General features: G+C 63.5%; 24 protein-coding genes and 1 pseudogene. 8 read left to right on the top strand and 17 right to left on the bottom strand.

Annotated elements, in window-relative coordinates:
* Positions 1-90 precede the first annotated feature (90 nt).
* Together ACQR1W_RS24505 and ACQR1W_RS24500 are read left to right on the top strand one after the other, a co-directional pair.
* The gene (locus ACQR1W_RS24505) at positions 91-1,365 is read left to right on the top strand and encodes a serine hydrolase domain-containing protein (protein ID WP_434853201.1); all 1,275 of its coding nucleotides are present in this window, start codon (positions 91-93) and stop codon (positions 1,363-1,365) included.
* 271 nt (positions 1,366-1,636) lie between these two features.
* Complete coding sequence (locus ACQR1W_RS24500; RefSeq protein WP_434853200.1) at positions 1,637-3,151, top strand: sensor histidine kinase; 1,515 nt, start codon at positions 1,637-1,639, stop codon at positions 3,149-3,151.
* 6 nt (positions 3,152-3,157) lie between these two features.
* Here the strand turns inward: ACQR1W_RS24500 and ACQR1W_RS24495 are convergent, their stop codons facing one another.
* Both ACQR1W_RS24495 and ACQR1W_RS24490 read right to left on the bottom strand, forming a co-directional pair.
* Positions 3,158-3,892 carry a cytochrome c biogenesis CcdA family protein gene (locus ACQR1W_RS24495; protein ID WP_434853199.1) on the bottom strand — a complete coding sequence of 245 codons (735 nt, stop codon included), beginning with the start codon at positions 3,890-3,892 and terminating at the stop codon, positions 3,158-3,160.
* A 224-nt stretch (positions 3,893-4,116) separates the two neighbouring features.
* Positions 4,117-4,389: a hypothetical protein gene (locus ACQR1W_RS24490; RefSeq protein WP_244425102.1), complete on the bottom strand. Its 273-nt coding sequence runs from the start codon at positions 4,387-4,389 to the stop codon at positions 4,117-4,119.
* Between the two features lie 471 nt (positions 4,390-4,860).
* On the opposite strand from ACQR1W_RS24490, the gene ACQR1W_RS24485 reads away from it, so the two are divergent.
* Entirely contained in the window at positions 4,861-6,090 is a 1,230-nt protein-coding gene (locus ACQR1W_RS24485; protein ID WP_434853198.1) for a LysR family transcriptional regulator, read from the top strand.
* Positions 6,091-6,486 (top strand): helix-turn-helix domain-containing protein, encoded by a 396-nt coding sequence (locus ACQR1W_RS24480; protein WP_085966899.1) that lies wholly within the window; start codon positions 6,091-6,093, stop codon positions 6,484-6,486. It abuts the gene before it with no gap.
* 364 nt (positions 6,487-6,850) lie between these two features.
* Here the strand turns inward: ACQR1W_RS24480 and ACQR1W_RS24475 are convergent, their stop codons facing one another.
* From ACQR1W_RS24475 to ACQR1W_RS24465, 3 genes are all read right to left on the bottom strand, one after another.
* On the bottom strand, positions 6,851-7,930 hold the full coding sequence (locus ACQR1W_RS24475) for an isocitrate/isopropylmalate dehydrogenase family protein (protein ID WP_434853197.1): 1,080 nt from the start codon (positions 7,928-7,930) through the stop codon (positions 6,851-6,853).
* Positions 7,931-8,066: 136 nt separating this feature from the next.
* Positions 8,067-9,134: an alcohol dehydrogenase gene (locus ACQR1W_RS24470; RefSeq protein ID WP_434853196.1), complete on the bottom strand. Its 1,068-nt coding sequence runs from the start codon at positions 9,132-9,134 to the stop codon at positions 8,067-8,069.
* 229 nt (positions 9,135-9,363) lie between these two features.
* Positions 9,364-10,545, bottom strand: coding sequence for a CaiB/BaiF CoA transferase family protein (locus ACQR1W_RS24465; RefSeq protein ID WP_434853195.1), 1,182 nt, complete (start codon positions 10,543-10,545; stop codon positions 9,364-9,366).
* 250 nt (positions 10,546-10,795) lie between these two features.
* Here ACQR1W_RS24465 and glgA point away from each other — a divergent pair, with 250 nt between their 5' ends.
* On the top strand, positions 10,796-12,211 hold the full coding sequence (gene glgA / locus ACQR1W_RS24460; RefSeq protein ID WP_434853453.1) for a glycogen synthase GlgA: 1,416 nt from the start codon (positions 10,796-10,798) through the stop codon (positions 12,209-12,211).
* 107 nt (positions 12,212-12,318) lie between these two features.
* Here the strand turns inward: glgA and ACQR1W_RS24455 are convergent.
* Positions 12,319-12,536 (bottom strand): annotated as a pseudogene (locus ACQR1W_RS24455) (methyl-accepting chemotaxis protein); the annotation flags it as partial.
* A gap of 98 nt (positions 12,537-12,634) precedes the next feature.
* Entirely contained in the window at positions 12,635-13,783 is a 1,149-nt protein-coding gene (locus tag ACQR1W_RS24450) for a DUF3734 domain-containing protein (protein ID WP_434853194.1), read from the bottom strand.
* A gap of 331 nt (positions 13,784-14,114) precedes the next feature.
* Here ACQR1W_RS24450 and ACQR1W_RS24445 point away from each other — a divergent pair, with 331 nt between their 5' ends.
* Positions 14,115-15,005 carry a LysR family transcriptional regulator gene (locus ACQR1W_RS24445; RefSeq protein ID WP_434853193.1) on the top strand — a complete coding sequence of 297 codons (891 nt, stop codon included), beginning with the start codon at positions 14,115-14,117 and terminating at the stop codon, positions 15,003-15,005.
* A gap of 12 nt (positions 15,006-15,017) precedes the next feature.
* On the opposite strand, the gene ACQR1W_RS24440 is transcribed toward ACQR1W_RS24445, so the two are convergent.
* Together ACQR1W_RS24440 and ACQR1W_RS24435 are read right to left on the bottom strand one after the other, a co-directional pair.
* Positions 15,018-15,734, bottom strand: a complete 717-nt coding sequence (locus ACQR1W_RS24440) for a peroxiredoxin-like family protein (RefSeq protein ID WP_434853192.1) — start codon at positions 15,732-15,734, stop codon at positions 15,018-15,020.
* An 83-nt stretch (positions 15,735-15,817) separates the two neighbouring features.
* On the bottom strand, positions 15,818-16,099 hold the full coding sequence (locus ACQR1W_RS24435; RefSeq protein WP_434853191.1) for a hypothetical protein: 282 nt from the start codon (positions 16,097-16,099) through the stop codon (positions 15,818-15,820).
* 242 nt (positions 16,100-16,341) lie between these two features.
* On the opposite strand from ACQR1W_RS24435, the gene ACQR1W_RS24430 reads away from it, so the two are divergent.
* Together ACQR1W_RS24430 and ACQR1W_RS24425 are read left to right on the top strand one after the other, a co-directional pair.
* On the top strand, positions 16,342-16,833 hold the full coding sequence (locus ACQR1W_RS24430; RefSeq protein WP_434853190.1) for a cupin domain-containing protein: 492 nt from the start codon (positions 16,342-16,344) through the stop codon (positions 16,831-16,833).
* 96 nt (positions 16,834-16,929) lie between these two features.
* A complete protein-coding gene (locus ACQR1W_RS24425; RefSeq protein ID WP_434853189.1) occupies positions 16,930-18,135 on the top strand; it encodes an MFS transporter in 1,206 nt (401 codons plus the stop codon).
* Here ACQR1W_RS24425 and ccoS read toward each other — a convergent pair.
* The 8 genes from ccoS to ccoN form a co-directional block, all read right to left on the bottom strand.
* The gene (ccoS, locus tag ACQR1W_RS24420) at positions 18,132-18,314 is read right to left on the bottom strand and encodes a cbb3-type cytochrome oxidase assembly protein CcoS (protein WP_434853188.1); all 183 of its coding nucleotides are present in this window, start codon (positions 18,312-18,314) and stop codon (positions 18,132-18,134) included. The two genes, ACQR1W_RS24425 and ccoS, sit on opposite strands and share 4 nt — an antisense overlap.
* On the bottom strand, positions 18,302-20,506 hold the full coding sequence (locus tag ACQR1W_RS24415; RefSeq protein WP_434853187.1) for a cation-translocating P-type ATPase: 2,205 nt from the start codon (positions 20,504-20,506) through the stop codon (positions 18,302-18,304). Before ACQR1W_RS24415 ends, ccoS begins: the two co-directional genes overlap by 13 nt.
* Before the next feature lie 11 nt (positions 20,507-20,517).
* A complete protein-coding gene (locus ACQR1W_RS24410; RefSeq protein ID WP_008967200.1) occupies positions 20,518-21,018 on the bottom strand; it encodes a FixH family protein in 501 nt (166 codons plus the stop codon).
* 15 nt (positions 21,019-21,033) lie between these two features.
* The gene (gene ccoG, locus ACQR1W_RS24405; RefSeq protein WP_434853186.1) at positions 21,034-22,500 is read right to left on the bottom strand and encodes a cytochrome c oxidase accessory protein CcoG; all 1,467 of its coding nucleotides are present in this window, start codon (positions 22,498-22,500) and stop codon (positions 21,034-21,036) included.
* A gap of 98 nt (positions 22,501-22,598) precedes the next feature.
* Positions 22,599-23,471 (bottom strand): cytochrome-c oxidase, cbb3-type subunit III, encoded by an 873-nt coding sequence (ccoP, locus tag ACQR1W_RS24400; protein ID WP_434853185.1) that lies wholly within the window; start codon positions 23,469-23,471, stop codon positions 22,599-22,601.
* Positions 23,472-23,476: 5 nt separating this feature from the next.
* The gene (locus tag ACQR1W_RS24395; RefSeq protein WP_035980646.1) at positions 23,477-23,641 is read right to left on the bottom strand and encodes a cbb3-type cytochrome oxidase subunit 3; all 165 of its coding nucleotides are present in this window, start codon (positions 23,639-23,641) and stop codon (positions 23,477-23,479) included.
* Positions 23,642-23,660: 19 nt separating this feature from the next.
* Positions 23,661-24,395 carry a cytochrome-c oxidase, cbb3-type subunit II gene (ccoO, locus tag ACQR1W_RS24390; RefSeq protein ID WP_434853184.1) on the bottom strand — a complete coding sequence of 245 codons (735 nt, stop codon included), beginning with the start codon at positions 24,393-24,395 and terminating at the stop codon, positions 23,661-23,663.
* Positions 24,396-24,409: 14 nt separating this feature from the next.
* Positions 24,410-26,059, bottom strand: a complete 1,650-nt coding sequence (gene ccoN / locus ACQR1W_RS24385) for a cytochrome-c oxidase, cbb3-type subunit I (RefSeq protein WP_434853183.1) — start codon at positions 26,057-26,059, stop codon at positions 24,410-24,412.
* Between the last annotated feature and the right edge of the window lie 173 nt (positions 26,060-26,232).

Raw genomic sequence — 26,232 nt, 5'->3', positions numbered from 1 at the left:
CCCTTGGAATTGAAGCCGATTTTCGGTTATCAGGGGCATGTCGTGAAGAGGACAACGCAACCAAACCCACACGACTGATGGAGACGCCCGATGCTTGCCCCCTCCTCCGCCGCTCCCGAAACCGCCGGCATGTCCAAGACCGCGCTCGATCGGATCGATGCGCATCTCAAGAGCCGCTACATAGAGACCGGCCGTTTCCCGGGCACCCAGCTGCTGATCTATCGGCGGGGGAAGGTGGTTCACAGAAGTTCGCAAGGCCTGGCCGATGTCGAACGGAAGGTCCCGGTCAAGGACGATACGATCTATCGCATCTACTCCATGACCAAGCCGATCACCTCGGTCGCCTTCATGATGCTGGTCGAGGAGGGCAAGGTCGCACTTGACGAGCCCGTCGCCAAATACATTCCGGAATGGAAGGATCTCGGCGTGTTCGTCGCCGGCACCGCGCCCGCGTTCATGACCCGGCCGCCGGCCCGGCCGATGCTGATCCTCGACCTGCTGCGTCACACCTCAGGGCTCACTTACGGCTTCCAGCAGCGCTCCAATGTCGACGCGGCCTATCGCGAGGCGAAGATTGCCGCCGTCGACATGGTCGGGACGCTGCAATCGATGATCGACAATCTGGCAAAGATCCCGCTGGAATTCTCGCCTGGCGAGGCCTGGAACTACTCGGTTTCCGCCGATGTCGTCGGCTATCTCATCGGCAAGATCGCCGACCGGCCGTTCGAGCAATTTCTCAACGAGCGCATCTTCGACCCGCTCGGCATGAGCGACACCGATTTCCACGTGCCGGCCGCCAAGGCGCACCGGCTCGCCGCCTGCTATTCGGCGGACGCAGGTGGTGGCATCTCGTTCCATGCCGGAGAACGCAAGGGTGGCTTCGTGCTGCAGGACGATCCGGCCAGCAGCACCTTCCTTTCGCCACCGGATTTCATCTCTGGCGGCGGCGGCCTGTGCTCGACCGTCCCGGACTATCTCACCTTCTGTCGCGCGCTGATCAATGGAGGCGAGCTCGACGGCGTCCGCCTCCTGGGCCCGAAGACGCTGAAGCTGATGACCTCGAACCACCTGCCCGGAGGCGTCGATCTGCCCACGATGTCGCGCTCGATGTTCGCTGAGGCGGCCTATAACGGCATCGGCTTTGGCCTGGGCTTCTCGGTGACGATGGACCCCAGCAAGACATTGATCCCCGGCACCGCCGGCGAATTTGCCTGGGGCGGAGCGGCGTCGACGGCATTCTGGATCGATCCGGCCGAGGAGCTGATCACGATCTTCATGACCCAGGTGTTGCCGTCGAACGCCTATCCAATCCGGCGTGAGCTTCGCACCATGGTGTATGCCGCGATCAGCGAGAGCAACGTGTAAGGCAGAAGGGCCGACTGTTGCAGCAAAGCCGCGCGCGGAACATCCACGCGTCGAAGCAAGAAGCTTGGCCAATGCCGTTCCTTGCTTCTATGCTGGCCACGATGTGAGCGGCCTCCTTCAACAACATGTGTTGCAAAAGTGACCGCCGCAGCCTGATATCCTGCAGCCTGTTAAAAACTGACCAGCGCGACGCTGGCCTCAGCGGTCTGCTTTTCGTGCTTCGGCTCGCCGAACGAAGGGCGATCGGGCGCAAGTAGAAACGGGACCCCAGTTGCCGAAACTCTCCCTGCCTGTCCGGCTCGCGCTCCTGGTCGCAGGGACCACGCTGCCCTTGATCCTCTTCGCGGGAGGCATCGTCTTTCACAATTACGTGCAGGACCGCCGTGACGCGCGGGAGCGCGTGCTGGATACGGTGCGCAGCATTCGTTTGACGCTCGACGCCGAGATGCAAAGGATGACGGGAGGCGTGCAGGTGCTCGCGCTGACGGATGCGCTGACCTCCGGCGATTTCGAGCGCTTCCGCCCGATTGCACTGGGCTTTCTCGACCAATACGGCAGGGATGGCACCATTCTCGTTGCCGATCGCAACGGACGCCAGCTGTTCTCCTCGACAACCACGGACACGGCGAGCCTGCCGCCGCGCAACAACATGGACATCGTGGAGCGGGTCTTCAGGACGCGGCAGGTGCAATATTCGAACCTGTTCTTCGGCGCCGTGAAGAAGAGCCAGATCATCACGGTGGAGGTCCCCGTGTTTCGCGACGGCGACATGGTTTACGAGATCGTCTTCAGCCCGCCGATCACAATGTTCCAGACCATCCTGGACAAGCAGCTGCCGAGCGCGGACTGGACGCTGTCATTGCTCGACCGCAACGGGGTCGTCTTCGCCCGCATTCCCAATCCCACCGATTCGATCGGCAAGCGCGCTTCCGATTCCGTCTACGACGCGATGATGCGACAGCAGGAAGCGACCCTCTCGACCGTCTCACTCGACGGCGTGGCGCTGATGTCGAGCTTCACCCATTCCGCCCTCACCGGCTGGATCATCGGCGCCGGCATTGCCGAACACTCGCTGGTCGCGCCGCTGTGGCGTAACCTTGCCATCACCAGCCTGATCGGCGGGGTGATGCTTGCGATCGGCCTGGCCTTCGCGGTGCGGATGGCCACCACGATCGCCCGCGGCGAGATGCTGCATGATCTCCTGATCGAGGAGCTCAATCATCGCGTCAAGAACACGCTCGCCATCCTGCAGGCGATCGCCGTGCAGACCTTCCGCAGTGCAAGCCGCACCGAGCGCGAGAAGTTCGAGGGCCGGCTCGGCGCGCTCGCGGAGGCGCACAATCTGCTCAGCAAGGAGAAATGGCAGGGCTCCGAGCTCGACGACGTGATCGCGCGCGTGCTGAAGCCCTATCAGCTGAACAGCCCCGACCGTATCCGGATGTCCGGCCCCGAAGTGCCATTGTCGCCGCGGCTCGCCGTCGTGCTCTCGATGATCGTGCACGAGATCGCGACCAATGCTGCGAAATACGGCGCGCTGTCCAATGACGTCGGAACGGTGGATCTCTCGTGGGAGCTGATTGTCGACAAGGATGCGGTCAAGCCGCACGCCAAGCTCAGGATGGTCTGGCGCGAATCCGGCGGGCCCGTGGTGGCGGCACCGATCCGGCGCGGCTTCGGCTCGCGGCTGATCGAGCGCAGCGCGCGCGACCAGCTCGGCGGCGAAGCCACCGTCGACTTCCTGCCGCGCGGCGTGGTCTACACCATCACCTGCGCGATCGAGCAGTGAGGGCTTTCAGCCGAACCTCTGCAGCGCGGGAAACGTCTCCAACAGCCAGATGCTGAAGTTCGACACCGCGCCGGTCAGAAAGCCGACGCCGGTTGCGATCATCAGCACGCCCATCGCGCGCTCGACATTGACGAGATGGCCGCGCATCCGCGCAAACAGCGTCGAGAATTGCTCGACCATGAAGGCCGCGATCAGGAACGGAATTCCGAGCCCCGCAGAATAGACGGCAAGTAGCCCGGCGCCCTTGGCGACGGTGGCCTCCGCCGCGGCGATCGACAGGATTGCCGCCAGGATCGGACCGATGCAGGGGGTCCAGCCGAAGGCAAATGCAAGCCCCATCACATAGGCCCCCCACAACCCGACGGGCTTCGGGATCGTCAGTCGTCCCTCGCGCATCAGGAGGCTGATCCGGGTGAGCCCCAGGAAGTGCAAGCCCATCACGATGATGACGATGCCCGCCAGGATCGACAGCTCTTGCGACCAGGCCCGGATCAATTCTCCGATCAGCGAGGCGCTCGCGCCCAGCATCACGAACACGGTCGAGAAACCCAGCACGAACAGCGCTGCCGAGATCATCACGGCGCGCTGTGAGGTCGCGGACGGCTCATTGCTCTCGATATGCTCGATCGTGGCGCCGGTCAGATAGACCAGATAGGGCGGGACCAGCGGCAGCACGCAGGGCGAGAGGAAGCTGACCAGGCCGGCAACGAGCGCAGCCGGAATCGACACGTTTTGAATCATGCAATACCCGCAAAGTCCTCGCCGGAGCACAACGCCAGCAGCCGGCGCTGCGCCGCCTCATGCCGCCAATGCAGGAAATACGCAAGAGATGCGGGGCTGGCTACGCTGACCACCCTCCCCTGTGAACCGGGTTATCAGCCATTTCAACCGGGCGAGGCCGCCAGGGCCCGGTTGCTCCGATCACAAACGCGCCATCAATCGTGTCTACCGGACACGGTAACCATCTACTTGACGAGCCGCAGCAGCGGACGCCGGCGCTGGCCTGGCTGAAGCTTGGGATCGCGCAACTTGTTCGGATTGTCCGCTTGCACCATTTCGTCGCACAAGCTCTTGAGATCCTCCTCGCTCAGGTCATTGAGCTTCATTCGGAGGTCGAGCACTGCGACCGAAACCAGATGGGCCGTATCCCGATGACCAGCCACGGCCAGCGCCGCGCGGCATTGCTCGAGGGTGGCAAGCACAGCAAGCAACTGTTCGTCTGAATGAGGCACAGCCATATTCCGTTTCTAGCTGACAACGACGTCCAGGCGGATGGATCCCGCCCCGCCCATGGACCACAGATGCGTCATGTCTTTCCCCCTCTTGTCACCCGCGGCTCCCATAAACCGCCGGGCCCACCACCACATGAGCGCACGTGACGGGCAACTCGATGCGATGCCCACCAAACGCATCTGTCAACCTGGCAAACCGTTCATCATAATAACACGAGGGGCCACCGTGTTCGATTACCATTTCGCCGCCGCACGATGAAAAAGCCTCGATTTCGCGTGTTCCCTTCGAGATACCCTTGAGATCTTGCCCATTTGCACTTGCAATCCCACCGCCAACGGTACGTTGATGCGGCCCAGAGCGGCGAGCCGCCCGCTCCGGCATGGAATGTTGATCAATTTCTGGCGCAAAATCCATGGCGCGGAACCAACGATGTCCGTAATTTGGCGGAATCAGTCTAGCAGGCGGAGAAAGCTTGTATGCGCTTTGTGGTGGAACAGGGCGTTCCTCAGGATGAACACCGGACCGATGATCCGGACCAGCCCGCGCTCGACACGCCCGGCCTTGCGGAGACAGCCGCGCCTGGCCTGCTTGCAAGCGAATCCCCCATTGCCGATACCAGCGCGAACACTTCGGGCGCCAGCAAGCCGCTGCTGCGCGGGCCGGCCGGCAGGTTTGGATCCACCAAGGCTACGACCGCGAAATCACCACTTGCCAGCCTGACCGATTGGGATGCAGCGCGGATCTTCCTGGAAGTCGCGCGCTCAGGCAGCTTCCGCTCGGCCGCCGAACGGTTGAGTCTCTCGATCAACGCGGTGCGCCGCCGGATCGATGATTTCGAACGGCAGGTCGGCGCCACGCTCTTCACCCGGGATGTGCATGGGGCCAGGCTCACCGACGATGGCGCGCTGGTGGTGTCCGCCGTCGAACGGATGGAGGCCGCCTCGTTCGAACTCTTGCGCGCCGGCGACAGTCTTGCCAACGCGGCCTCCGGCGAGGTGAGGGTCGCAGTGACCGAAGGGCTCGGCACGTTCTGGCTCGCGCCGCGCCTGGTCGAATTTCAACAGACGTTTCCAAACATCCTGATTGATCTCCACTGCGCGATGCGCTCCGCCGATGTGTCGCGGCATGAGGCCGACATCGCCATCCATCTGTCGCGGCCGGCTGCGCTCGATGTCAAACTGGTCAGGCTCGGCCGCATGCACCTGATGCTCTTCGCGAGCCGGAAATACCTGGACATACACGGTTCGCCCAAAACGGTTGACGACATCGGAAAACATCGCTTGGTGATACAGGTGGCGGACGAAGCCGCAGCCAACGAAGCCTTCGCGAGCATGTTTCCCGGCTATGACCAGCGTGACCTGGTGGTGATGAGAACGAATGTCTCGAGTGCAAACTACTGGGCCGTCGCCCACGGTGCCGGAATCGGGGTATTTCCCACCTATGCCTGTGCGCTAGGCGGGAAGATCATACCGCTTGAGGTTGATTTGAGATGGTCTTACGATATCTGGCTGACGTATCATGCGACGAGTGGCCGCATCCCTAGGGTGCGCCACATGATCGACTGGCTGGTGGAGGCCTTTAACCCTGGCAAATACCCGTGGTTTAAGGACGAATTCATCCATCCACAGCAACTTAAAACAGTATATATGGGTGAACCCCTGACCCATCTGTTCGGGGGATTTTCAACCGAAGGACGGTATGACTAGATGAACAAATCAGCGGCAAAAAAGATGAAGCAGCGCAGTGCCGGCAAGCCCGACATTGAACTTGGCAAGCGCATTCGGCTGCGGCGCGTTGAGCAGAAGATCTCGCAGGCTGAACTCGGCGAGAAGCTCGGCGTCAGCTTCCAGCAGGTCCAGAAGTACGAGAAGGGCGTCAACCGGGTCGGCGCTGCTCGTCTGCAGCAGATTGCCAACGCGCTCGATGTGCCCGTCACGTTCTTCTATGACGGCGACAGCAAGGCGCGTGAGGTCGAGAGCCTGCTGTTTCTCGACAGCGCCTTCAGCCTGCGGTTGCTGCGCGCCTACAGCAAGATCAAGGACCAGACGGTACAGCGTCAGCTGGTGTCCCTGATGGAATCGATCGCGGCAAACGAGGAATAAGATCGGCCGGATCTGACCTCGTCAGATACGCCACCTCATGCCAGTGAAATATCTTCGCTCGAGGGCGCGACTTGGGGGCGCCAAGCATGATGCTTGCTCGGGCGAGTTCACTGTATTGCTGTCGACAGGATGAGCCATAGCGGCCGGACGCCCCGGCCCTTATCGGCCGTAATGGCCGCACTTGGCGTTGTGGCAATGTTGGCTTCATCGGGCGTGACGTGCCCTGATCGCCATTGCGCAGCCGCCTTTTTTCGTGGCCGCGACAGGCCCGACGCTCTCCCAGAATTGCCGGTCCCGACGATCTCATTTTACGGTTAACGCGCGCTGAATCGGCACCTCAAATCAGGCGCGCCGATCGCGCGGCTTAAAGCGCCTCGATCACCGCCTTGGCGATATCGACCGTGCCGCTGCCGCCGCCGAACTCAAACGGCTTGAGGCCGCCGGCGTAGGCCTGATCCACGGCCCGCTCCATGCGCACGGCAGCCTCCGCAGCACTCTCGATGCCGTGCTTGTCGGCCAGCCAGTCCAGCATCATGGCAGCGGAAAGGATCATGGCGGTCGGGTTGGCCTTGCCCTGGCCCATGATGTCGGGAGCCGTCCCGTGACACGGCTGGAACACGGCACGGCTGTCGCCGATATCCGCCGAGGGCGCCATGCCCATGCCGCCGATCAGGCCGGCGGTGAGATCGGAGAGGATGTCGCCGAACATGTTCTCCATCACCATGACGCCGAAATCCCAGGGACGCCTCACCAGCATCGCCGCGCAGGCATCGACGTAAAGCCGCTCGGTCTTGACGTCCGGATGACGTTGAGCGGCCTCGTCGAACATCTCACGAAAGAAAGCGAAGGCCTTGAAGACGTTGGCCTTGTCGACGCAGGTCAAAGTGCTGCTGCGGCCGCGGGCGCGGCGCCGCTCAGCCAGCTTGAAGGAAAACGCGAACAGGCGCTCCGACGTCTTGCGGGTGATGACGAGCGTCTCGCGCGCCTCCCCCTCGGTCACGACGCCCTTCCCCATCGAGGCAAACAGGCCTTCGGTCGACTCGCGGATCAGCACGAGATCGATGCCTTTGATATCGGCGCCGACGATCGGGCTCGGCACGCCCGGGATCAGCCGCGCCGGCCGCACACCGGCATAGAGATCGAAGTGAAAGCGCAGCTCGATCTGCGGCGCGATCTCGGTGTTGTCGGGATAACGCACCGATGGCAGGCCGCAGGCGCCGAGCAGGATCGCGTCCGCCTCCTCGCACAGCTTCACGGTCGATTCCGGCATCGAGGTGCCGGTCGCAAGATAATGGCCGGCGCCGGCCGGCGCTTCCGTAAAACGGAACGAGAGACCCGCTTTGGCCTCGACCTTGCGCAGGACTTCAAGCGCCGGCCGCATGACCTCCGGACCGATGCCGTCGCCGGGCAGAACTGCGATGTGGAGCGCGTTGGACGGAAGCATCCGAAGGTCCCATGATGAGAAGTCGTCATTCCGGGGCGATGCGAAGCATCGAACTATGGTGCGCAATTGCGCACCTGAGAATCTCGAGATTCCGTGTCCGGTCCTTCCGGACTGTCCCGGAATGACCGGATATCACTTACGGCGTCAGCACCGCGCGGCCGACCAGTCGACCTGTCTGCAGCTCCCGGAGCGCGTCATTGGCCTTGGCGAGCGGCATGGGCGTGACCGGGATCGGCGCGATCTTCTTTGAGCGGACGAGATCGAGCAGCTCCTGGGTCTCGCGGAGATTGCCCACATAACTGCCCTGGATGGTGACGGCCTTGATCGGAATCAGCGGCAGCGCCCAGGGCGCTCCACCCCCGAACAGGCCGACCATCACGAGCTTGCCGCCCTTGGTCAGGCAGTCGAAGCCGAGTTGCGCGGTCGCGGCATTCCCGACCAGGTCGATCGCGGCGCGGATCGGCTCGCCGGCCTTCCTGGTGAGCTGCTCCAGCGCATCGGGCGCCTTGCCGTCGACGGTCGCGAGCGCGCCTGCGGCCTCAGCCGCCTCGCGCTTCCTGGCATCGATGTCGACCACGATCGCGCCTTTGCCGCCCATCGCCTTCAACAGCGACAGCGCCATCAGGCCGAGGCCGCCGGCGCCGAAGATCACGATCGGCGTGGCGAAGTCCTTCTCCACCTTCTTCAGCGCGCTGTAGGTGGTGACGCCCGAACAGGCGTAAGGCGCGGTCGTCACCGGATCGAGCCCCTTGAGGTCGAGCAGATAGCGCGGATGCGGCACCGTCATGTGGTCCGCATAGCCGCCGTCGCAATACACCCCGAGCGAGGCCGGTTTCAGGCACATGTTCTCGTCGCCACCGAGGCAGGTGGCGCATTTGCCGCAGCCGATCCAGGGATAGACCAGCGCGACATCTCCGACCTTGAGCCCGCCTTTGTCGGCCTCGCTGACGTCGGGACCAAAGGCCACGATCTCGCCGGCGCTCTCATGCCCCATGATCCGCGGCAGCGACACGCCGCGATCCTTCAATGACAGCGGCTTGCGGCCATGGCCGAGGTCATAGCCGCCCTCCCAGATATGCAGGTCGCTATGGCACACGCCGGCTGCCTTGACCTTGACCAGCACCTGCGTGCCCACCGGCTCCGGAGTCGGCTCATCCACCTCGGCGAGCGGCGCGTTGAAATCAGTGACCTTGAAGCTCTTCATGTTTCACTCCAATCGCGCTGCGCATGGCGTTGGCGCAGGCCGACAGCTGGCCGGAGGGAACATGTGCTCGCAGGAGAGCCGGTCGGCCCTCCGCAAATGTTTCCTCCAGCTGCATGCGTCCGGTTATGCCGGACTGGTTGATGCTGTCAGGGAAGATTGGCCGGAAAGTCCTTGCGCGGCAAGACGGATCTTGAATCGCCGCGATCATGCCTCTCCGGATCTCAGCGCATCACTCGAGCGGCTCCACAGCCGCCATTGGCGCGAGCCCGAGCTCCTTCAGCGCCGCCGCAGTATGCTCGCCGAGAGACGCGGCGCGATGTCCGGCCGCGACCTTCGCGTCCGACATGCGGAACGGCAGGTTGACCACCTTGAAGGTGCCGCCGTCATCCTCGACGTCCGCCAGCGCGCCACGATGGAGGAGCTGCGGATCGTTCAGGGCCTCCGCCACCGTCCGATAGGCGGAGCTCGGCACGCCTGCGGCATTCAGCGCCGCCAGGCATTCCGCATTGGTCAGCCGTCGCGACCATGCTTCGACGCCGTCCATCAGCGCTCCCCAATTGGCACGGCGATCGGAATATTTCGCAAAGCGGGCATCCGCGACCCATTCAGGGCGACCGATCACCTTCATCAGATTCTGGAACGTCTTCTCGCTGGCGATCGCGATCATCACGTAGCCATCGCTGCTCTCGACCGGCCCGAAGGTCGGCCGCGCGGGCAGCTGAACCGGAAACTGCGACCATTGGATCTCGTTCAGGGTCAGGCTCAGCATCGCTTCGAGCATGGAGCAATCGATATGCTGGCCACGCCCGGTCCGCTCGCGGTGGTAAAGCGCCGAGGCGATCGCGCCGAAGGCGTAGGTGCCGGCCACCACGTCGGCATGATAGATGCCGCAATAGTCGGGCCGGCTGCGCCCGGGCTGATAAGCGAGGTGGGCCATGTCATAGCCTGAGGCGGCATGGATGACCGGCGCATAGGCCGGCAGCTCGGCCGATGGACCGGTCTGCCCATAGCCAGAGATCGAGCAATAGATCAGCCTCGGGTTCACCTCGGCGAGCGCGGGATAGTCCATCTTCAATCGCTGCATCACCCCCGGGCGGAAATTCTCGACCAGGACGTCGGCTGTGGCCACCAGCCGCCGGACCGCTTCAAGGCCATCCGGCGACTTCAAATCCAGCACGACACTCTTCTTGCCGACATTGAGCTGGCCGAAGGCGGTGGAGCAGCCGCCGCGGACCGGCGGCCGGGTGCGCATCGTTTCACCTTCGTCTGACTCGATCTTGATCACCTCCGCGCCCATGTCCGCGAGCATCCGCGCGCAATGGGGGCCGGCAATGGTGGTCGAAAAATCGAGCACGCGAAGGCCCGCGAAGCACCCTGTCAAATTCCTCTCATCGTTCCCACCTATCGTCACGCACAGCTCCCTTGATTCTTCGGAGTTTCCCCATTCGCGCACCGAACGCCCGGCGAGATATGTCTCGCCACCACTTGGATTCACGGCCTGTTAACTCATCGCGCTCGGCGCGGTGGGAGCCTAGTTCGAACCATTGTGCGCCGAAAGCGTTTTGCCCTTGCCGTTGCTGCGGTCTTCGCTCTCCGGTTGATGGTTAGATTTGGACCTTTTCTTGCATAGGTATTCCATGGGGCTTGATCGAGGACATCTCTTGAGGGTGCTGTTCGTAACGACCGAAATGGACGACTTCGTCCGGGTGGGCGGACTTGCCGCCGTTTCTGCCGCTCTTCCAAGAGCACTCCGCTCACACACCGATGTCAGGATCATGCTGCCCGGCTACCGGGACGTGATCGAGCAACTCACTCACATCGATATCGTCGGCCGATGCGAGGCGCTCGCGGAAATGCCAGCCTGTTCGCTCGGACGGTCGGCGACGCGTGACGGGCTGCCGGTCTACGTGCTGCTCTGTGACGAGCTGTATGACCGTCCCGGCAACCCTTACGGCGACGAGAACGGCCAGGACTGGCCCGACAATGATATCCGCTTCGGCAGACTTGCGGCTGCCGCTGCTGAATTAGCTGCAGGCACGTTGGACAAGAACTGGGCAGCCGACCTCGTCCACGCCAACGATTGGCAGGCCGCGCTGGTGCCCGCCTATCTCGCCTGGCGCGGTGTGGACGTGCCTTCGATCCTGACCATCCACAACCTCGCCTATCAGGGGTTGTTCCCGCGGGAGTCGCTGCGGCGGATCGGCGCGCCGGAATCCTCCTTCCACATCGACGGGCTCGAATTCTACGACAAGCTGTCCTTCCTCAAGGGCGGACTGATCTACGCCTCGCACCTGACCACCGTGAGCGCGACCTATGCGAACGAGATCACGACCCCGGAGCTCGGCTGCGGCCTGGAAGGTCTGCTGAAGCGGCGCTCCAACGCCCACGAGCTCACCGGCATCCTCAACGGCATCGATGAGAGCTGGGACCCGCGCTACTGCACCCAGCTGGCCCAGCAGTTCAGCGCCGGCGACTGGGACGGCAAGCGCGCCAACGCCGCCTATGTCCGCAAGCAGTTCGGGCTTGCGGTCTCGCGCGGTCCGATGTTCGGCCTGGTCGCCCGTCTCGTGCATCAGAAGGGCATCGACCTCGTGCTGGAAGCCGCCGACGAAATCGTCGGGGCCGGCGGGCAGATCGTCGTCACGGGCTCCGGCGAACCTGCGATCGAGCGGGCGCTGCTCGAAGCGCATCGCCGCCGTCCCGACGCCATCGGCGTGGCGATCGGCTTCAACGAAGCCCAGGCCCGGCGCATCTTCGCCGGCAGCGATTTCACCTTGATGCCGTCGCGCTTCGAACCCTGCGGGCTCAGCCAGATGTATGCACAGCGGTTCGGCTCCCTGCCGATCGGTCACCAGACCGGCGGCCTGGCGGAGACCATCACCGATGGCGAGACCGGATTCCTGTTCCCGAAGCCGTCAGCGGAATCGTTCCTCGGCGGGGTCCGTCGGGCTTTCTCCGCCTTCGTGAGCACCGAGCGGCTGAACACGATGCGGCTCTCGGCGATGGCCCGCTCATTCAGCTGGAGCCTGTCGGCGGCCTGTTACAGTGCGCTCTATCAGAAGACGGTAGCGTCGTAGTGGCGCCTTGGGCTCTAACGCGAGCGAAGATGGAAAGCCCGGATATGCATCCGGGCTTTTTCTCATGCGACGCAGAGCCCGATGCCTGTAAACGGCCGCGGCCCGTCTCACGCCGTGCGCAGGGCCTCGAGGAAATTCCCGACCTCGCGCTTCAGCCGGCTGGAATCCCCCGCCAGCCATTTGGCCGATGACAGCACACGCGAAGACGCCGAGCCGGTCTCGGTCGCGCCCCTGCTGCACCGTCGGTGGTATTGGCCGAGACCTGCTGCGTCCCGTGCGCGGCTTGTTGAACGTCGCGCGAGATTTCCTGCGTGGCCGCGCCCTGCCCTCAAGCGCAATCTGACTGGCAGTATTCACGCGGCCCGATACGACCGGTCTGGGTACCCCGCCGAACGCGTCAGCAAGCAAGCTCCTCGCGCTCAGCTATTCCGCCGCAACCGGCATGTCGTCGATATGCTCATGCAGCACGACGCCGGAAAGCGGATCGAACTCCCCCGTCCATGGCATGCGTTCGAGCGCGCCTTTTGTGTGCGCGTATCCGGCATCCCAACGCAGTGAGATACCTCGCGCCGTAAAATCGATATCCTTGGTGTGACGCTCGCGGGCGAGCTGTGGCGCGAGCAGCCGGACGACGTGCATGCGCGTCTGACAGCCGTAGCTGATGAGTTCGCGAACCGCCGGGTCGTTCCGCTCGGCTTCCGGAAGGCGCCTGGCGAGTTGGTTGATAATATGGCGCAGACGATGCGCCTGTTGTTGACGGGTGATGTGGCTTGCGATCCGGCTCGAATATTGGACGTCCTTCTGACGATTGAACACCTCGGCCATGGTGACTGGCTCCGCGCCCACGGGATTCCATAAGTGCACCGCGAAGATCAACGAGTCCTTGCGTGGATTGTCGTCGAACACGACTTCGGTGGGCGTGTTCGAGAGGATGCCGCCGTCCCAGTACAATTCACCGTCGATGCGCACCGCCGGGAAGGCCGGCGGCAAGGCGCCGGAAGCCAGGATGTGCCTGACATCGATGATTCCGTCGCGGCTGTCGAAATAGCGCATCCGGCTCGTCCGTACGTGAGCCGCTCCGACCGTCAGCCGCGTCGGTCCGCGATTGATGAGCGCAAAGTCCACCAGTTCGCGCAGCGTTTCCCACAGGGGTTCGGTCGAATAATAGCCGGCTCTCTCCGCACCGAGCGGATAGGAATCGCCGGCGTGCGCCAACGCATTGGGACGAAAGAAACCAGGTACGCCATGGGTCATGGTCGTCCAATGGTCCAGGCGATCGTTGAAGTCGGCAAAGGCCGTCCTGAAGCCCCAGTCCGGATTCTGCTGCATCCGCTTCCAGAATTGCTGCAGCCGCACCAGGCGCTCGGGTACCGGACTGCCCGCGATCAGGCTCGCATTGATCGCGCCGATCGAGGTGCCGATGATCCAATCCGGCTCGAGGCCGGCTTCGTGCAGCGCCTGATAGACGCCGGCCTGATAGGATCCGAGCGCACCCCCGCCCTGCAGGACCAGCACGATCTGTCCCGGCAGCTTCCCGCCATACGCTTTCCGATCTTCGCCGACATTGGCCATGGCCTGCTCCTGATCCTGCCCGTTTCCCGATATTCGCTGGCGAACCCGCTTCGTTACATCGGTACGGCATCAGGTATCTCCGGTGCACGCAACGGAAGCCACGGGCCCGCCGTGTTGACGCGGTGACCATCATTGAACATGCGGCGAACCATCCCGGCCTTGCCCTGGATCGTTCACAGCATGATCGGCCGCAATGTGACTCTGTGCCGTCGGCGCAAAATTTGAAAATGCCGTGTGGCTTCCGACGTCATAGGAGGGAGCTATTGCGATCGGGTACCGCTCGCTGGTCATATCCGCTAGAATGCGACGAGCCAGACCGGGAGCCCATGCCATGGAGATGCATCAAGTCCGGTATTTTCTCGCGGTGGCGCGGCTCATGAACTTCACGCGCGCCGCCGAGGACTGCAACGTGACGCAGCCTTCGTTGACCCGCGCGATCAAGCAGCTCGAGGCGGAGATGGGCGGCGACCTGTTCCGACGCGAGCGGCCGGCTGTGCAATTGACCGAGCTCGGCCTGCGCATGCACCCGCTGTTGAAGCAATGCTACGAAGCCGCGGCCGGGGCGCGATCGCTGGCGTCCTCGTTCAAGAACGGAGAGATCGGCGCCCTCAGGATAGCGCTCGCGCACTCGATCGACCTCGCGCTGCTCATTCCGTTCCTCGAACAGATCCGGCGCCAATTCAACAGACTGGAATTCAAATTTCTCCGCGGCACCAGCAGCGAAGTCGCCGCCTATCTGAAGGAGGGCGTGGCCGAACTCGGCATCGCCGCCGAGATCGGCGAGGACTGGGACCGGCTCGATGTCTGGCCTCTGTTCACCGAGGGCTTTCATGTCGTCGTCAGCAGGCAGCACCGGCTCGCCGGGCGCGACACGATCAAGTTCGATGAGCTGCATTCCGAACAGTTTTTGTCGCGAAGCTATTGCGAACATCGCGAGCGGCTGCAGCAGGCCCTGCGCGAGCACGGACTCGATACCGACTGTGAGCACGAAATATCCTCGGAGCGTGATCTGCTCACGCTACTCGAGGCCGATATCGGCATCGGCGTCGTCCCGCATACCTCGCAAATTCCGCAGACGCTCTCGCGCGCCAGGATCGATGGATTGGACGCGCGACGCACCGTGCACCTTTATGGCGTTGCCGGCCGGGAACGTACCGCAGTGGCTTCTGCTATCATGCGGATGCTGCGCGGCGCGAACTGGCAGCCGCTCCTGAATCAATAGGGGCGACCAGCCTCAGGGCTCAATAGCAGCCGATCGCAGCGCCGCCACCAGTTCGTCGATCTCCATTCGCTTGCGGAAATCGGGGTCGACGAAGCGCGCCTTCACCAGCCCGTCGCGGCCAACGACAAAGACGGCAGGGATTGGCAACAGCCAGCCGTCGTTGCCGTGAAAGGACGGCATGTCCTGATACGCCAGGAGCTCTTGGATTTCAGGCCCGAGCCAGATTGCGAGGTTGAGAGACAGCGAATAGCCGTTGTCGAGATCGGTCAGCACGGGAAACGTCGCGCCGGACTCGGTCTTGAATTTCTGCGTGAACAGCTGCAGCTCCGGCGTGATCGCCACGATCCGCCCGCCGGCAGCATCGATGCGGTGCTGCGCCTGAATGACGGCACGGACATTGAGCCGGCAATAAGGGCACCAATGGCCGCGGAAGAACATCACCGCGACAGGACCATCGGCGAGAAGCGACGACAGGCTGACCAGGCTGCCAGTCTCGTCGGGAAGCAGGAAGGTCGGCATCGGCTCGCCCGGACGGGGCGCGCTCTCGCCACCTCCATTCTCGTGAATTCGGGCCACCAGCCGGTCGACCGCCTCGGCATAGGCAGGGAAGATGACGCGGCCTGCGGCCGCATAGGCTTCCAGCTGCTCGCGCAATGTCCCGTCCATGGCGCGGCACTGCAGAAAGGCTTGCCTGAGCTGCTCGGCATTTTCAGACGAAAGCGCGGTCATGGGCTGCTCCGGCGCGGAAGATCGACGATGATAATTCCCTGCATAAGCCGCCCACAAGGGCGGCTTACGAGCTCCGGCCTGGATCAATTGATATAGAAATTACCGGTCGGGTCGAGCATCCCGTGCGTCGAATAGAGCTGACCGCCGCTCATGAAGAACACGGTATTGGCGGGGACCTTGGTGGCGTGGCGCATCATCGACTGGTGATTGCGATCACCTTGCGCGACCTGCATCGTGCTGGTCTTGCCGGAGCTGTAGACGAAAGCCATTCCGGGCGCGAAGTCGAAGCCGCCTTGCGCGACCGCCGCTGTTGCCGTGACGACGAGAACGGCGGCAGCCGTGAATGTCTTGAACGAACGGGTCATCGGTATCTCCTCTTGGTTGGACGCCCTGCGATGGGCACACCGCCATCAGAGAGCCGATCACCACGTCCGTGAAATGCCGTTACCCAATCGGTTCGATAGCGATGGTGTATCGCGGGCCATCGGATAGCCGCGCGCTATCGCTTCGAAAGCGAGCCGGCATTTCCGTCTTCCTGTCCCCTGATCGATGTTTGCCGCATCGCGACGCCGATTCCAGTGGCGCGCATCACCAGAGGAGACAGATCATGTTTCAGCAGATCATACGTTCGCGGACGCTCACGGCTCGCCTCGTTGTCGCGACTGCAGTGGCAGGCGCGCTGGCATTGGCATCCGCAGCTCAGGCCGGCGAATGTCCCGCCGACAAGGTCAAGGCCAATGTGCGGGAAAAGGTCGACGCAAAGGCGGTCGGCGTCACCGACGTGACCCTCGGCTCGATCGACCTGGAAAAGCAGCCCGCCAACATCAAGGGCCGGGAGTTGCGCTTCCGCAAGCTGACCATCGAACCCGGCGGCATCGTGCCCTGGCATAGCCATGACGACCGGCCGGCGCTGATCTTTGTCGCCCAGGGCGAAATCATCGAATATGCCAGCAACTGCGCCGAGCCGATCGTTCACAAGACCGGCGACCTGCGGCCCGAAGTCTTCGGCACCTCGCATTGGTGGAAGAATCTGGGTACCCAGACCGTGATCCTCTATGTCGGCGATGTGCGCAAGGATCCCGCCGATCACAACATGTGAGTCCGCCCGAGGCCGCAGCGCGCGAGCAGCACATGCTCGCGCGCATTCGCCGCGATGATGCTCCACATCCTCCTCATCATCTCCGAGAGCACCGCCATGACCGACCTTACCGCGTCACAACGAACCTTCGCCGCTGCGGCAAAGGCCCCAAACGCTGCGTTGCGCGCGATCGTGATCGGACTGATCGCATTCCTGACCCTGGTCGATCTGTTCGCGACGCAGGCGGTCCTGCCGGCGCTCGCCACACGCTACCAGGTGATGCCGGCCGCGATGGCGCTTGCCGTCAACGCCTGCACCATGGGAATGGCGATCGCCAGCCTGCTCACCGGACTTCTCAGCCCGCAGATCGACCGCCGCCTCGGCATTTTCTCAAGCCTGGCCTTGCTTGCCGTGTTCACCGCCCTGCTCGCATCCGCGCCCAACCTCGGCGTCTTCGCGGGGCTGCGGATCATGCAGGGCCTCTGCATGGCTTCCGCGTTCACGCTCACACTCGCGCATCTGGGCGAGCAGTGTAGCCTGATGGAGGCCGGCGGGGCGTTTGCGGCCTATATTACCGGAAACGTCGCCAGCAACCTGATCGGACGGCTGACATCCGCCGGTCTCGCCGGCGCATTTGGATTGAGAGCCAGTTTCTATGTCTTCGCCGTGCTCAATCTGGCCGGCGCGCTGCTGGTGTTTCTATCCATCCGACGCATGCCGGCGGCATCCATGCCCAGCCCGCCCCGGTCACCGCTCGGCGCGGTCGGCGCGCACTGGCGCAATCGTCCGTTGCGAGCTGCTTTTGGGATCGGCTTCTGCATCCTGTTCGCTTTCATCGGCGCATTCACCTTCGTCAATTTCGTGCTGGTGCGGCCGCCATTTTCGCTTGGAATGATGCAGGTCGGATTGGCTTACTTCGTGTTCCTGCCTTCGATTGCGACCACGCTAGCCGCGGGCCACGTGGCCGCACGCGTCGGTAGCCGCGCCGCGATCTGGGGCGCACTTGCAATCGCAGCGATCGGCCTGATGCTGATGCTTTCCGATCACTTGCGACCGGTCCTGGCCGGCATGGTGCTGGTAGGAATCGGAACCTTCTTTGCCCAGGCCGTTGCGACCGGCTTCGTCGGACGCGCGGCCGCTAGCGATCGCGGCATCGCCAGCGGCGTTTATCTCGCCTGTTACTTCGCCGGCGGCATCGTCGGCAGCGCGGTGCTGGGTCAGGTATTCGACCGCTTCGGCTGGCCCGCCTGCGTTGCGGGAATCGCGGCATCGCTGGGCATCGCCGCCTTTCTCACAGCGCGCCTCGTTACGCCACAGGATTAGCGGGGACTCTTTGCCGCCTGCGGCTGCGAGAGCGGCGGCTCATCATCATCGGCGATCGCGCGCCACGCCGCTCCGTCGAGATCATCATATTGCCCGCTCTTGAGCGACCACAGGAAGGCGAGCAGGCCGGCAAGGCCGAGCGCGAGCGCGAGCGGCACCAGAATGATCATGACTTCCATGACACGTCCTCCCCGGCGACCTTGCGGGCGCGTAGCGCATTCAACATGACCAGGATCGATGAGCCGGACATCGCCGCTGCCGCAATCAGCGGGGTCACGACACCGCTGATCGCAAGCGGCACCGCGAGAAAATTATAGCCGACCGCGAGCCAGAGGTTCTGCCGCATCAAATGCAGCGCCTTGCGCGCGTAGTCGATCGCGGCCAGCACCGGCGCCAGCGGCCGGCCCAGGAACACAAGATCGGCGGTGGCCTGGCTCAGATGCGCGGCCGAGATCGGCGACATCGAGACATGGGCGGCCGCAAGCGACGGCGCGTCATTCATGCCGTCACCGACCATCATCACCTTGATGCCATCGCGCTTCAGGTCTTCGATGCGCGCGATCTTATCAGCCGGCGTGACGCCGGCGCGCCATTCGCTGACGCCGAGCGCAGCAGCCGCCGCCTTGACCGCGGCCTCGCGATCGCCGGACAGAATCTCGACCGCAATGCCACGACGCTTCAGCCCGGCGATGATCTTGTCCGCATCCGGACGCAAGCCCTGGCGGACCGAGAACAAGTACCTTTCCGCGCCACGGCTGAACGTCACGATCGACGCCTCGGGATCGAGGCCGATTTTCTGCGCGGCCAACGCTTCGGCATCACAGAAGGACGGCCGCCCCAGCCTGATCTCCATGCCATCGACGATGGCGCGCACGCCGTGTCCCGGCTCCTCGACCGCACCGACCAGCGGCGCCTTCGCATTCGCCGCCTGCGCGACGGCCGATGCAACCGGATGATGGCTCGATAACGCGAGCCGGCCCGCCAGCGCGAACACATCGCCCGGAATGTCCGCCGCATTGACCACCTCGAGCTCTGGCAGGGTCAAAGTGCCGGTCTTGTCGAAAATGACGTGATCGGCTTCGGCGAGGCGTTCGATGGCATCCCCCGCATTGAGCAGCACGCCGGACTTGAACATCGCACCCGACGCGACCGTCTGCACCGTCGGAATCGCAAGCCCGAGCGCGCAAGGACAGGTGATGATGAGCACAGCGATGCCGGTGACGACGGCATCATGCCAGCTTGCGCCTGCGAGCACCCAGCCGAGCACGGTAAGCGCCGCGGTCGCATGCACCACTGGTGCATAGAGCCGCGAAGCGCGGTCGGCTAGCCGCATGTAGCGCGAGCGCGCCTGCAGCGCGTTGTCGAGCAGGCGCGTGATCTCCGCGAGCAGCGTTCCTTCGGCAGCGGCGGAGACCCTCACGCGCAGCGTGCCGGAGATGTTCAGCGAGCCGGCATAGACGGCGGTGCCCTGCTCCGCCGGCACATACAGCGTCTCGCCGGTGATCAGGCTCTGGTCGATCTCCGAGCGTCCCTCGACAACCACGCCGTCGACGGCGCAGCGTTCGCCGGGCCGCAGCAGCACGATATCGCCGGCGCGGATCGCCGCCACGGGCACTTCGGAAATCTCGTCGGTGCCGATGAATTTGGTCGCCGTCTCCGCCTTCAGCGCAGCCAGATTGCCTGCGACCGCGCGCGTTCGCCGCCGCATATTCTGGTCGAGATAGCGGCCGACCAGGAGAAATGTCAGCAGCATGATCGCGGCATCGAAATAGGCATGCTCGGCGTGGTGGAAGGTCTCCACCACGGACATGCCGAGCGCCAGGATCACGCCGATGCAGATCGGCACGTCCATGTTGACGTTGCCGGACCGAAGCGCGCGCCAGGCCGAGCGGAAGAACGGCTGGCCCGCATAGGCCGCCGCCGGCAACGCGATAACCGCCGACAGCCAGTGGAAGAAGTCGCGCTGCTCCGGCAGCATGTCGCTGACATTGCCCGACCAGACCGGGATCGACAGCATCATCACGTTCATGGTGGCGAACGCCGCGACACCAAGACAGCGCAGCAGGAAGCGCGATTCCTCGGCCTCGGTGGCTTCTGCGCTCGCCTTCTCGAACGGATAGGCCTTGTAGCCGAGCTCGGCGAGCCGATCGATGAACTTGGCGGGATCGAGCGTCCCCTGCTTCCACTCCAGCGCGACACGGCGGTCGGTCAGGTTGACACGCGCCAAGGTCACATCAGGAAGCGCCGACAGACCGCGCTCGATCTTCGCCATGCAGCCTGCGCAGCTGACACCCTCGACGGCGAGATCGATATGCCTCAGGCCCGAACCGAGATCCTTGACGTAGTGGGAGAAGTCGCGCGTCACCTGCATGACGAATTCCTCTAGTTCAGCAGCACGCGGTTCTTGGAGAGGAACATCCGCTCGCCGCGGGCGTCGCCTTCCAGCACCAAGTCCCACTGGCCCGGCGCGACCTGCCCGGCGGTGCCGCGATAGATTCCGGTGCCGATTTCGGCGAGGTCGACCGCCTGGTCAGCGCGTTTGTCCGTCGGCCGCTCCAGCCGGCCCTGGAACGACAGGCCCGAGACCGGCTTGCCGCTGTTGTCCTTGGCCGCGACCTGCACGATCGCCGCGCCATCCCGGCCGCGTTCGACATGAGCTTCGACCTGCCAGCCGCGCGCGGCCTGCGCCCGCGCCGCCGCGATCTCCTTCTCATAGCCGAGGCTCGCGCTGTAGGCGCTATCCACCTCGGTCCCCGGCAAGGTCGAGATCGCAAGCCGCATCATCACGACATTGACCCCAATGACGGTGCCGAAGAACGCAATCAGGATCAAAAGCACCATGCGACCGGTCAGCGGTCTGGATTGTTCGGAACGGCTGCTCATGCCTTAGTCCCCAGCTCAAGGATTGACGAAATTGTCGGTCGCGGAAGCCACCACGCCGAGCCCGATGTCGGTGACGTGGAACTTGACCGGCACCGACTTCTCCGGATTGTTCTCCGCAGGCGCGGTGACCAGAAGCCGCAGCTCCTCGGTCTGGTCGCGCCCGACCACGATCATCGGCCGGTCGGGCGTGACGGAATCGGCACCGACGACGTGAACGGTGGCATTCGCCGGGCCCTCGATGTCGATCGCAATGAGGCGGTCGAAGCCGTGCTTGTTCAGCACGCGCATCGTATAGGCATTGCGGATCGAGCCGTCGGACAGCTTCACCGCCAGCGGGTTGCGATCGTGCAGCACGTTGACGTCGAGCAGCGAGCGGTTCAGCAACGCATAGAGCATGATGCCGCCGACCACCGCGATGATCGCTGCATAAGCAACGGTGCGCGGGCGCACCGGACGATAGATCGGCGGCTCACCGGCCTCGCGGCGGTGGATGTTGATGTCGTTGTCATAACCGATCAGCCTGGTCGGGCGGCCGATCTTGGTCATCACCGTGTCGCAGGCATCGATGCACAGGCCGCACTGGATGCAATCCATCTGCGCGCCATCGCGGATGTCGATCCCGGTCGGGCACACCGCGACGCATTGCCGGCAGTCGATACAGTCGCCGGCCTTCTCGCCGAGCGCACGCAGTTCGGCCGCCTTCTTGACCGACATCCGCTTCTCGCCGCGATCGTAGCGATAGGTGACGTTGAGCGCCCACTCGTCGGTCAGCGAGGCCTGGATGCGCGGCCACGGACACATGTAGACGCAGACCTGCTCGCGCATGAAGCCGGCGAGCACATAGGTGGTCGCGGTCAGCATCGCGATCCAGACATAGGCAAGCACCGGTCCCTGGAAGGTGACGAGCTGCTTCACCAAAGTCGGCGCGTCGCTGAAATAGAGCACCCAGGCGCCGCCGGTCCACCACGCGATCAGGAGCCAGATCGAATGCTTGAGCACGAGCTCAGAGATGCGTTCGAGCTTCATCGGATCAGCGGAGGCATCCTTCTTCATCCGCTCGCGCCGGTCGCCCTCGATCAGCCGTTCGACGGCATAGAACAGATCGGTCCACACCGTCTGCGGGCAGAGATAGCCGCACCAGATGCGGCCGCCGATCGCGTTCATCAGGAACAGCGCGACGGCCGCGATGATCAGAAGCCCGGTGAAGTAGTAGACTTCCTGCGGCCAGAGCTCGATGAAGAAGAAGTAGAAGCGCCGGTTCGGGAAATCGATCAGCACCGCCTGATCCGGCGCGTCAAGGCCGCGATTCCAGCGCAGGAAGGGCAGGAAGTAATAGACCCCGAGGCAAACGCCCATCAGGCTCCATTTGATCCGGCGAAACGTGCCGGAGACGCTCTGCGGGTAGACCTTCTTATGAGCCGCATAGAGCGGCCCCGAATCGTCGACCGGCAGCAGATCTTCCGGTTTTACCGTTTTATTCATGGCTGGGATTCATCTCGCATTTGCGGCCGAAGGTATGCTCACCTCCGGCCGCCCGTTTGATCCAGCTCAATCAGAACGAAAGTTCCGTTGGACTTCCGTTACTTTCCACCACCCAGCGAGTGGACATAGACCGCCATCGCCTTGATGGTCGCAGGGTCGAGCCGCCCTTCCCAGGCCGGCATCACGCCGCCGCGACCATTGGTAATGGTCTCGATCACGGTCGCCTCGTCCGAGCCGTACAGCCAGATCTTGTCGGTCAGGTTCGGCGCACCGAGCTCCGAATTGCCCTTGGCATTCTCGCCGTGACACGCCGCGCAGTTTTCCGCGAAGATCTTGGCGCCGGCAGCGGCGTCATACCCCTGCCGGGTCGGCAGGCCGGACAACGACCGCACATAGTTGGCGACGTTGACGATCTCCGGCGGCTTCAACATGCCGTCCTTGCCGAAGGCGAGCATCTGGCCTTCGTGAGCTTTCGCATTACCGGAACGCGCGCCGTAACGGATCGTCTGCTCGATCTGATCGAGCGTGCCGCCCCACAGCCAGTCGTCATCGTTCAGGTTCGGAAAGCCCTTCGCGCCGGTCGCGCCGGTACCGTGGCACGGCGCGCAATTGTCGCCGAACACGGTCTTGCCGCGGGCCCGTGCCAGGGCAAGCAGCGCCGGGTCCTTCTCGATGTCGGCGAGCGAGGCCGTCGCGAGCGCCGCCATCTTCTCCCCGCGGATCTTCTCGAGATTGGCAAGCTCGACCGCCACTTCCGCGCGGGAGGAGTAGCCGAGCAGCCCCTTGGTGTTGCTCGATATCAGGGGCCACGCCGGATAGACGATCCAGTAGGCGATCGCCCAGACGATCGTGATGTAGAAGGTGATCAGCCACCACCGCGGCAGCGGCGTGTTGAGCTCCTTGATGCCGTCCCAGGCATGGCCGGTGGTGGCGGTGCCGGAGACGGTGTCGATTTCGCTATGGTCAGCCATGATGATTAATCCTCCCGCAACGGCATGCGCGCCGCCTCGTCGAAAGCGGCCTGGTTGCGAGGCCAGAGGGCATAGGTCACGATCGCGATGAAGATCGCGACGAAGATCGGGGTCCACAGCGTCGTCACCAGGGACGACGCGATATTCTCAATCGCAAGGATGGGCTTCATGATTCTTGCCTTCCTAAGCTCAGCGGAGGTTGGCTTTTTCGTTGTAGAGCTTGAAGTCGACCAGCGTTCCAAGCATCTGCAGGTAGGCGACCAGCGCGTCCATCTCGGTCGGCGCACCCGGCTTGCCGTCGAAATTGCGGACCACCGCCTTCGGATAGCGCTTGGTCAGCGCATCGACATCGGCACTGTCCGGATCGACCTGGGCCTTGAGGTCGGCCGCGGCGTTGGCGATCTGATCGTCCGTATAGGGCACGCCCACCGCCCGCAGCGTCTTCAGGTGATCCGCGATGTTGCTCGCGTTGAGCTCGGTCTCCTTCAGGAAGGGATAGCCGGGCATCACCGATTGCGGCACGATCGCGCGCGGGTTGGTCAGATGGGTGACGTGCCAGTCGTCGGAATATTTGGCGCCGACGCGGGCGAGGTCAGGACCGGTACGCTTCGACCCCCATTGGAACGGATGGTCATACATGCTCTCCGCCGCGAGCGAGAAGTGGCCGTAACGCTCCACCTCGTCGCGCAACGGACGGATCATCTGCGAGTGGCAGAGATAGCAGCCCTCGCGGACGTAGATGTTGCGGCCGGCCAGTTCCAGCGGCGTGTAGGGACGCACGCCATCGACCACCTCGATCGTGCTCTTCAGATAGAACAGCGGAGTGATCTCGACGAGGCCGCCAATCGCGATCACCAGCAGGATGCCGATGACCAGGATGATCGAGTTCTTCTCGATGACTTGGTGTCGTTGCCAGAAAGACATGGTGTGATCGCTCCTCATTCCGCCGGCTGAAGCGCGACGGGCGATTCGACTTCCGCCTCACCGACACGCACGGTCATCCAAAGATTGTAGGCCATGATCAGTGAGCCGATCAGGAACAGCGCCCCGCCGGCGGCACGGATGATGTAGAAGGGATGCATCGCCTCGACGGTCTCGATGAACGAGTACTCAAGGAAGCCGAGCGCCGTGTAGGACCGCCACATCAGGCCCTGCAGGATGCCCGAGACCCACATCGCGGAGATGTAGAGCACGATACCGAGAGTCGCCGTCCAGAAGTGCCAGTTGACCAGCTTGAGGCTGTAGAGGCCGCGGCGATTCCAGGCCCACGGCACCAGGCAGTACAGCGCGCCGAAGGAAACGAAGCCGACCCAGCCGAGCGCACCGGAGTGCACGTGGCCGATGGTCCAATCGGTGTAATGGCTGAGCGAATTGACCACCTTGATCGACATCATCGGGCCTTCGAAGGTCGACATGCCGTAGAAAGCGACCGAGACGACCAGCATGCGCAGCACCGGGTCGGTGCGCAGCTTGTCCCAGGCACCCGACAGGGTCATCAGGCCGTTGATCATGCCGCCCCAGGAGGGCATCCACAGCATCACCGAGAAGGTCATGCCCAGGGTCTGCGCCCAATCCGGCAGTGCCGTGTAGTGCAGGTGGTGCGGACCGGCCCAGATGTAGAGGAAGATCAGCGCCCAGAAGTGGATGATCGACAGCCGGTAGGAATAGATCGGCCGCTCCGCCCGCTTCGGAATGAAATAGTACATGATGGCGAGGAAGCCCGCGGTCAGGAAGAAGCCGACGGCGTTGTGCCCGTACCACCACTGGAACATCGCGTCCTGCACACCGCCCCAGGCGACGTAGGACTTCGAGCCGAGCAGCGAGACCGGCAGCGCCGGGTTGTTGCCAAGGTGCAGAACCGCGATGGTGACGATAAAGGCAAGGTAGAACCAGTTCGCCACGAAGATGTGCGGCTCCTTGCGCTTGATGACGGTCACTAGGAACACGAGCAGATAGGTGACCCAGACGATGGTCAGCCACAGGTCGGAGTACCATTCAGGCTCGGCATATTCCTTCGACTGCGTCACGCCGAGCAGATAGCCCGTGCCCGCGATCAGGATGAAGAAGTTGTAGCCGACCACCACGAACCAGGGGGCGAGATCGCCCGCGAGACGCGTACGGCAGGTCCGCTGCACGACGTAGAACGAGGTCGCAAGCAGCACGTTGCCGCCGAAGGCGAAGATCACCGCCGACGTATGCAGCGGCCGCAACCGTCCGAAGCTGGTCCATGGCAGGTCGAAATTGAGCCAGGGCCAGGCGAGCTGGCTGGCAATGATCAGCCCGACCGTGAAACCGGCAATGCCCCAGAACATCGCCATGAAGGACGCGAACTTGACCGGGCCGAGATTGTAATTCGGCCGGCCGTTGATCTCCTGCGGCGGCAGCTGGGCCGGACGCTCGAAGTAACGGTTGAGGATCACGAATACGGACGCCGCGCTCGCAGCCGCCCCGAGCGAGGCGTGGAACGCGAAGGCCGGATCCAGCGCTTTCGCGGCGGCAAAGACGCACAGGAAAGCGGTAACGGCGAAAATGAGCGCCAGCCCACTTTCACCGATGGTCATTGATTTTGCTGTTGAGGACGCGCTCATGCGGAATCTCGCTGAAAGAAGACGAGACTAGCAACCATAATCGGGCACACGGGGAATTGATCGAAATCAAGATGAGTAAGTAATGGTTATGCCGCTTTCGCAGTAGTCGAGAGCCGCGCAGCCTATTCGTCACGCGTGATGCAATCGTCCGTATCTATACGGGCCGAGTTCGA

This window comes from Bradyrhizobium sp. HKCCYLS1011 (assembly GCF_051167795.1).
Lineage (GTDB): Bacteria > Pseudomonadota > Alphaproteobacteria > Rhizobiales > Xanthobacteraceae > Bradyrhizobium.
The sequence above is the reverse complement of the archived record's forward strand: the minus strand, read 5'-3'. Positions and strand labels throughout refer to the sequence as shown.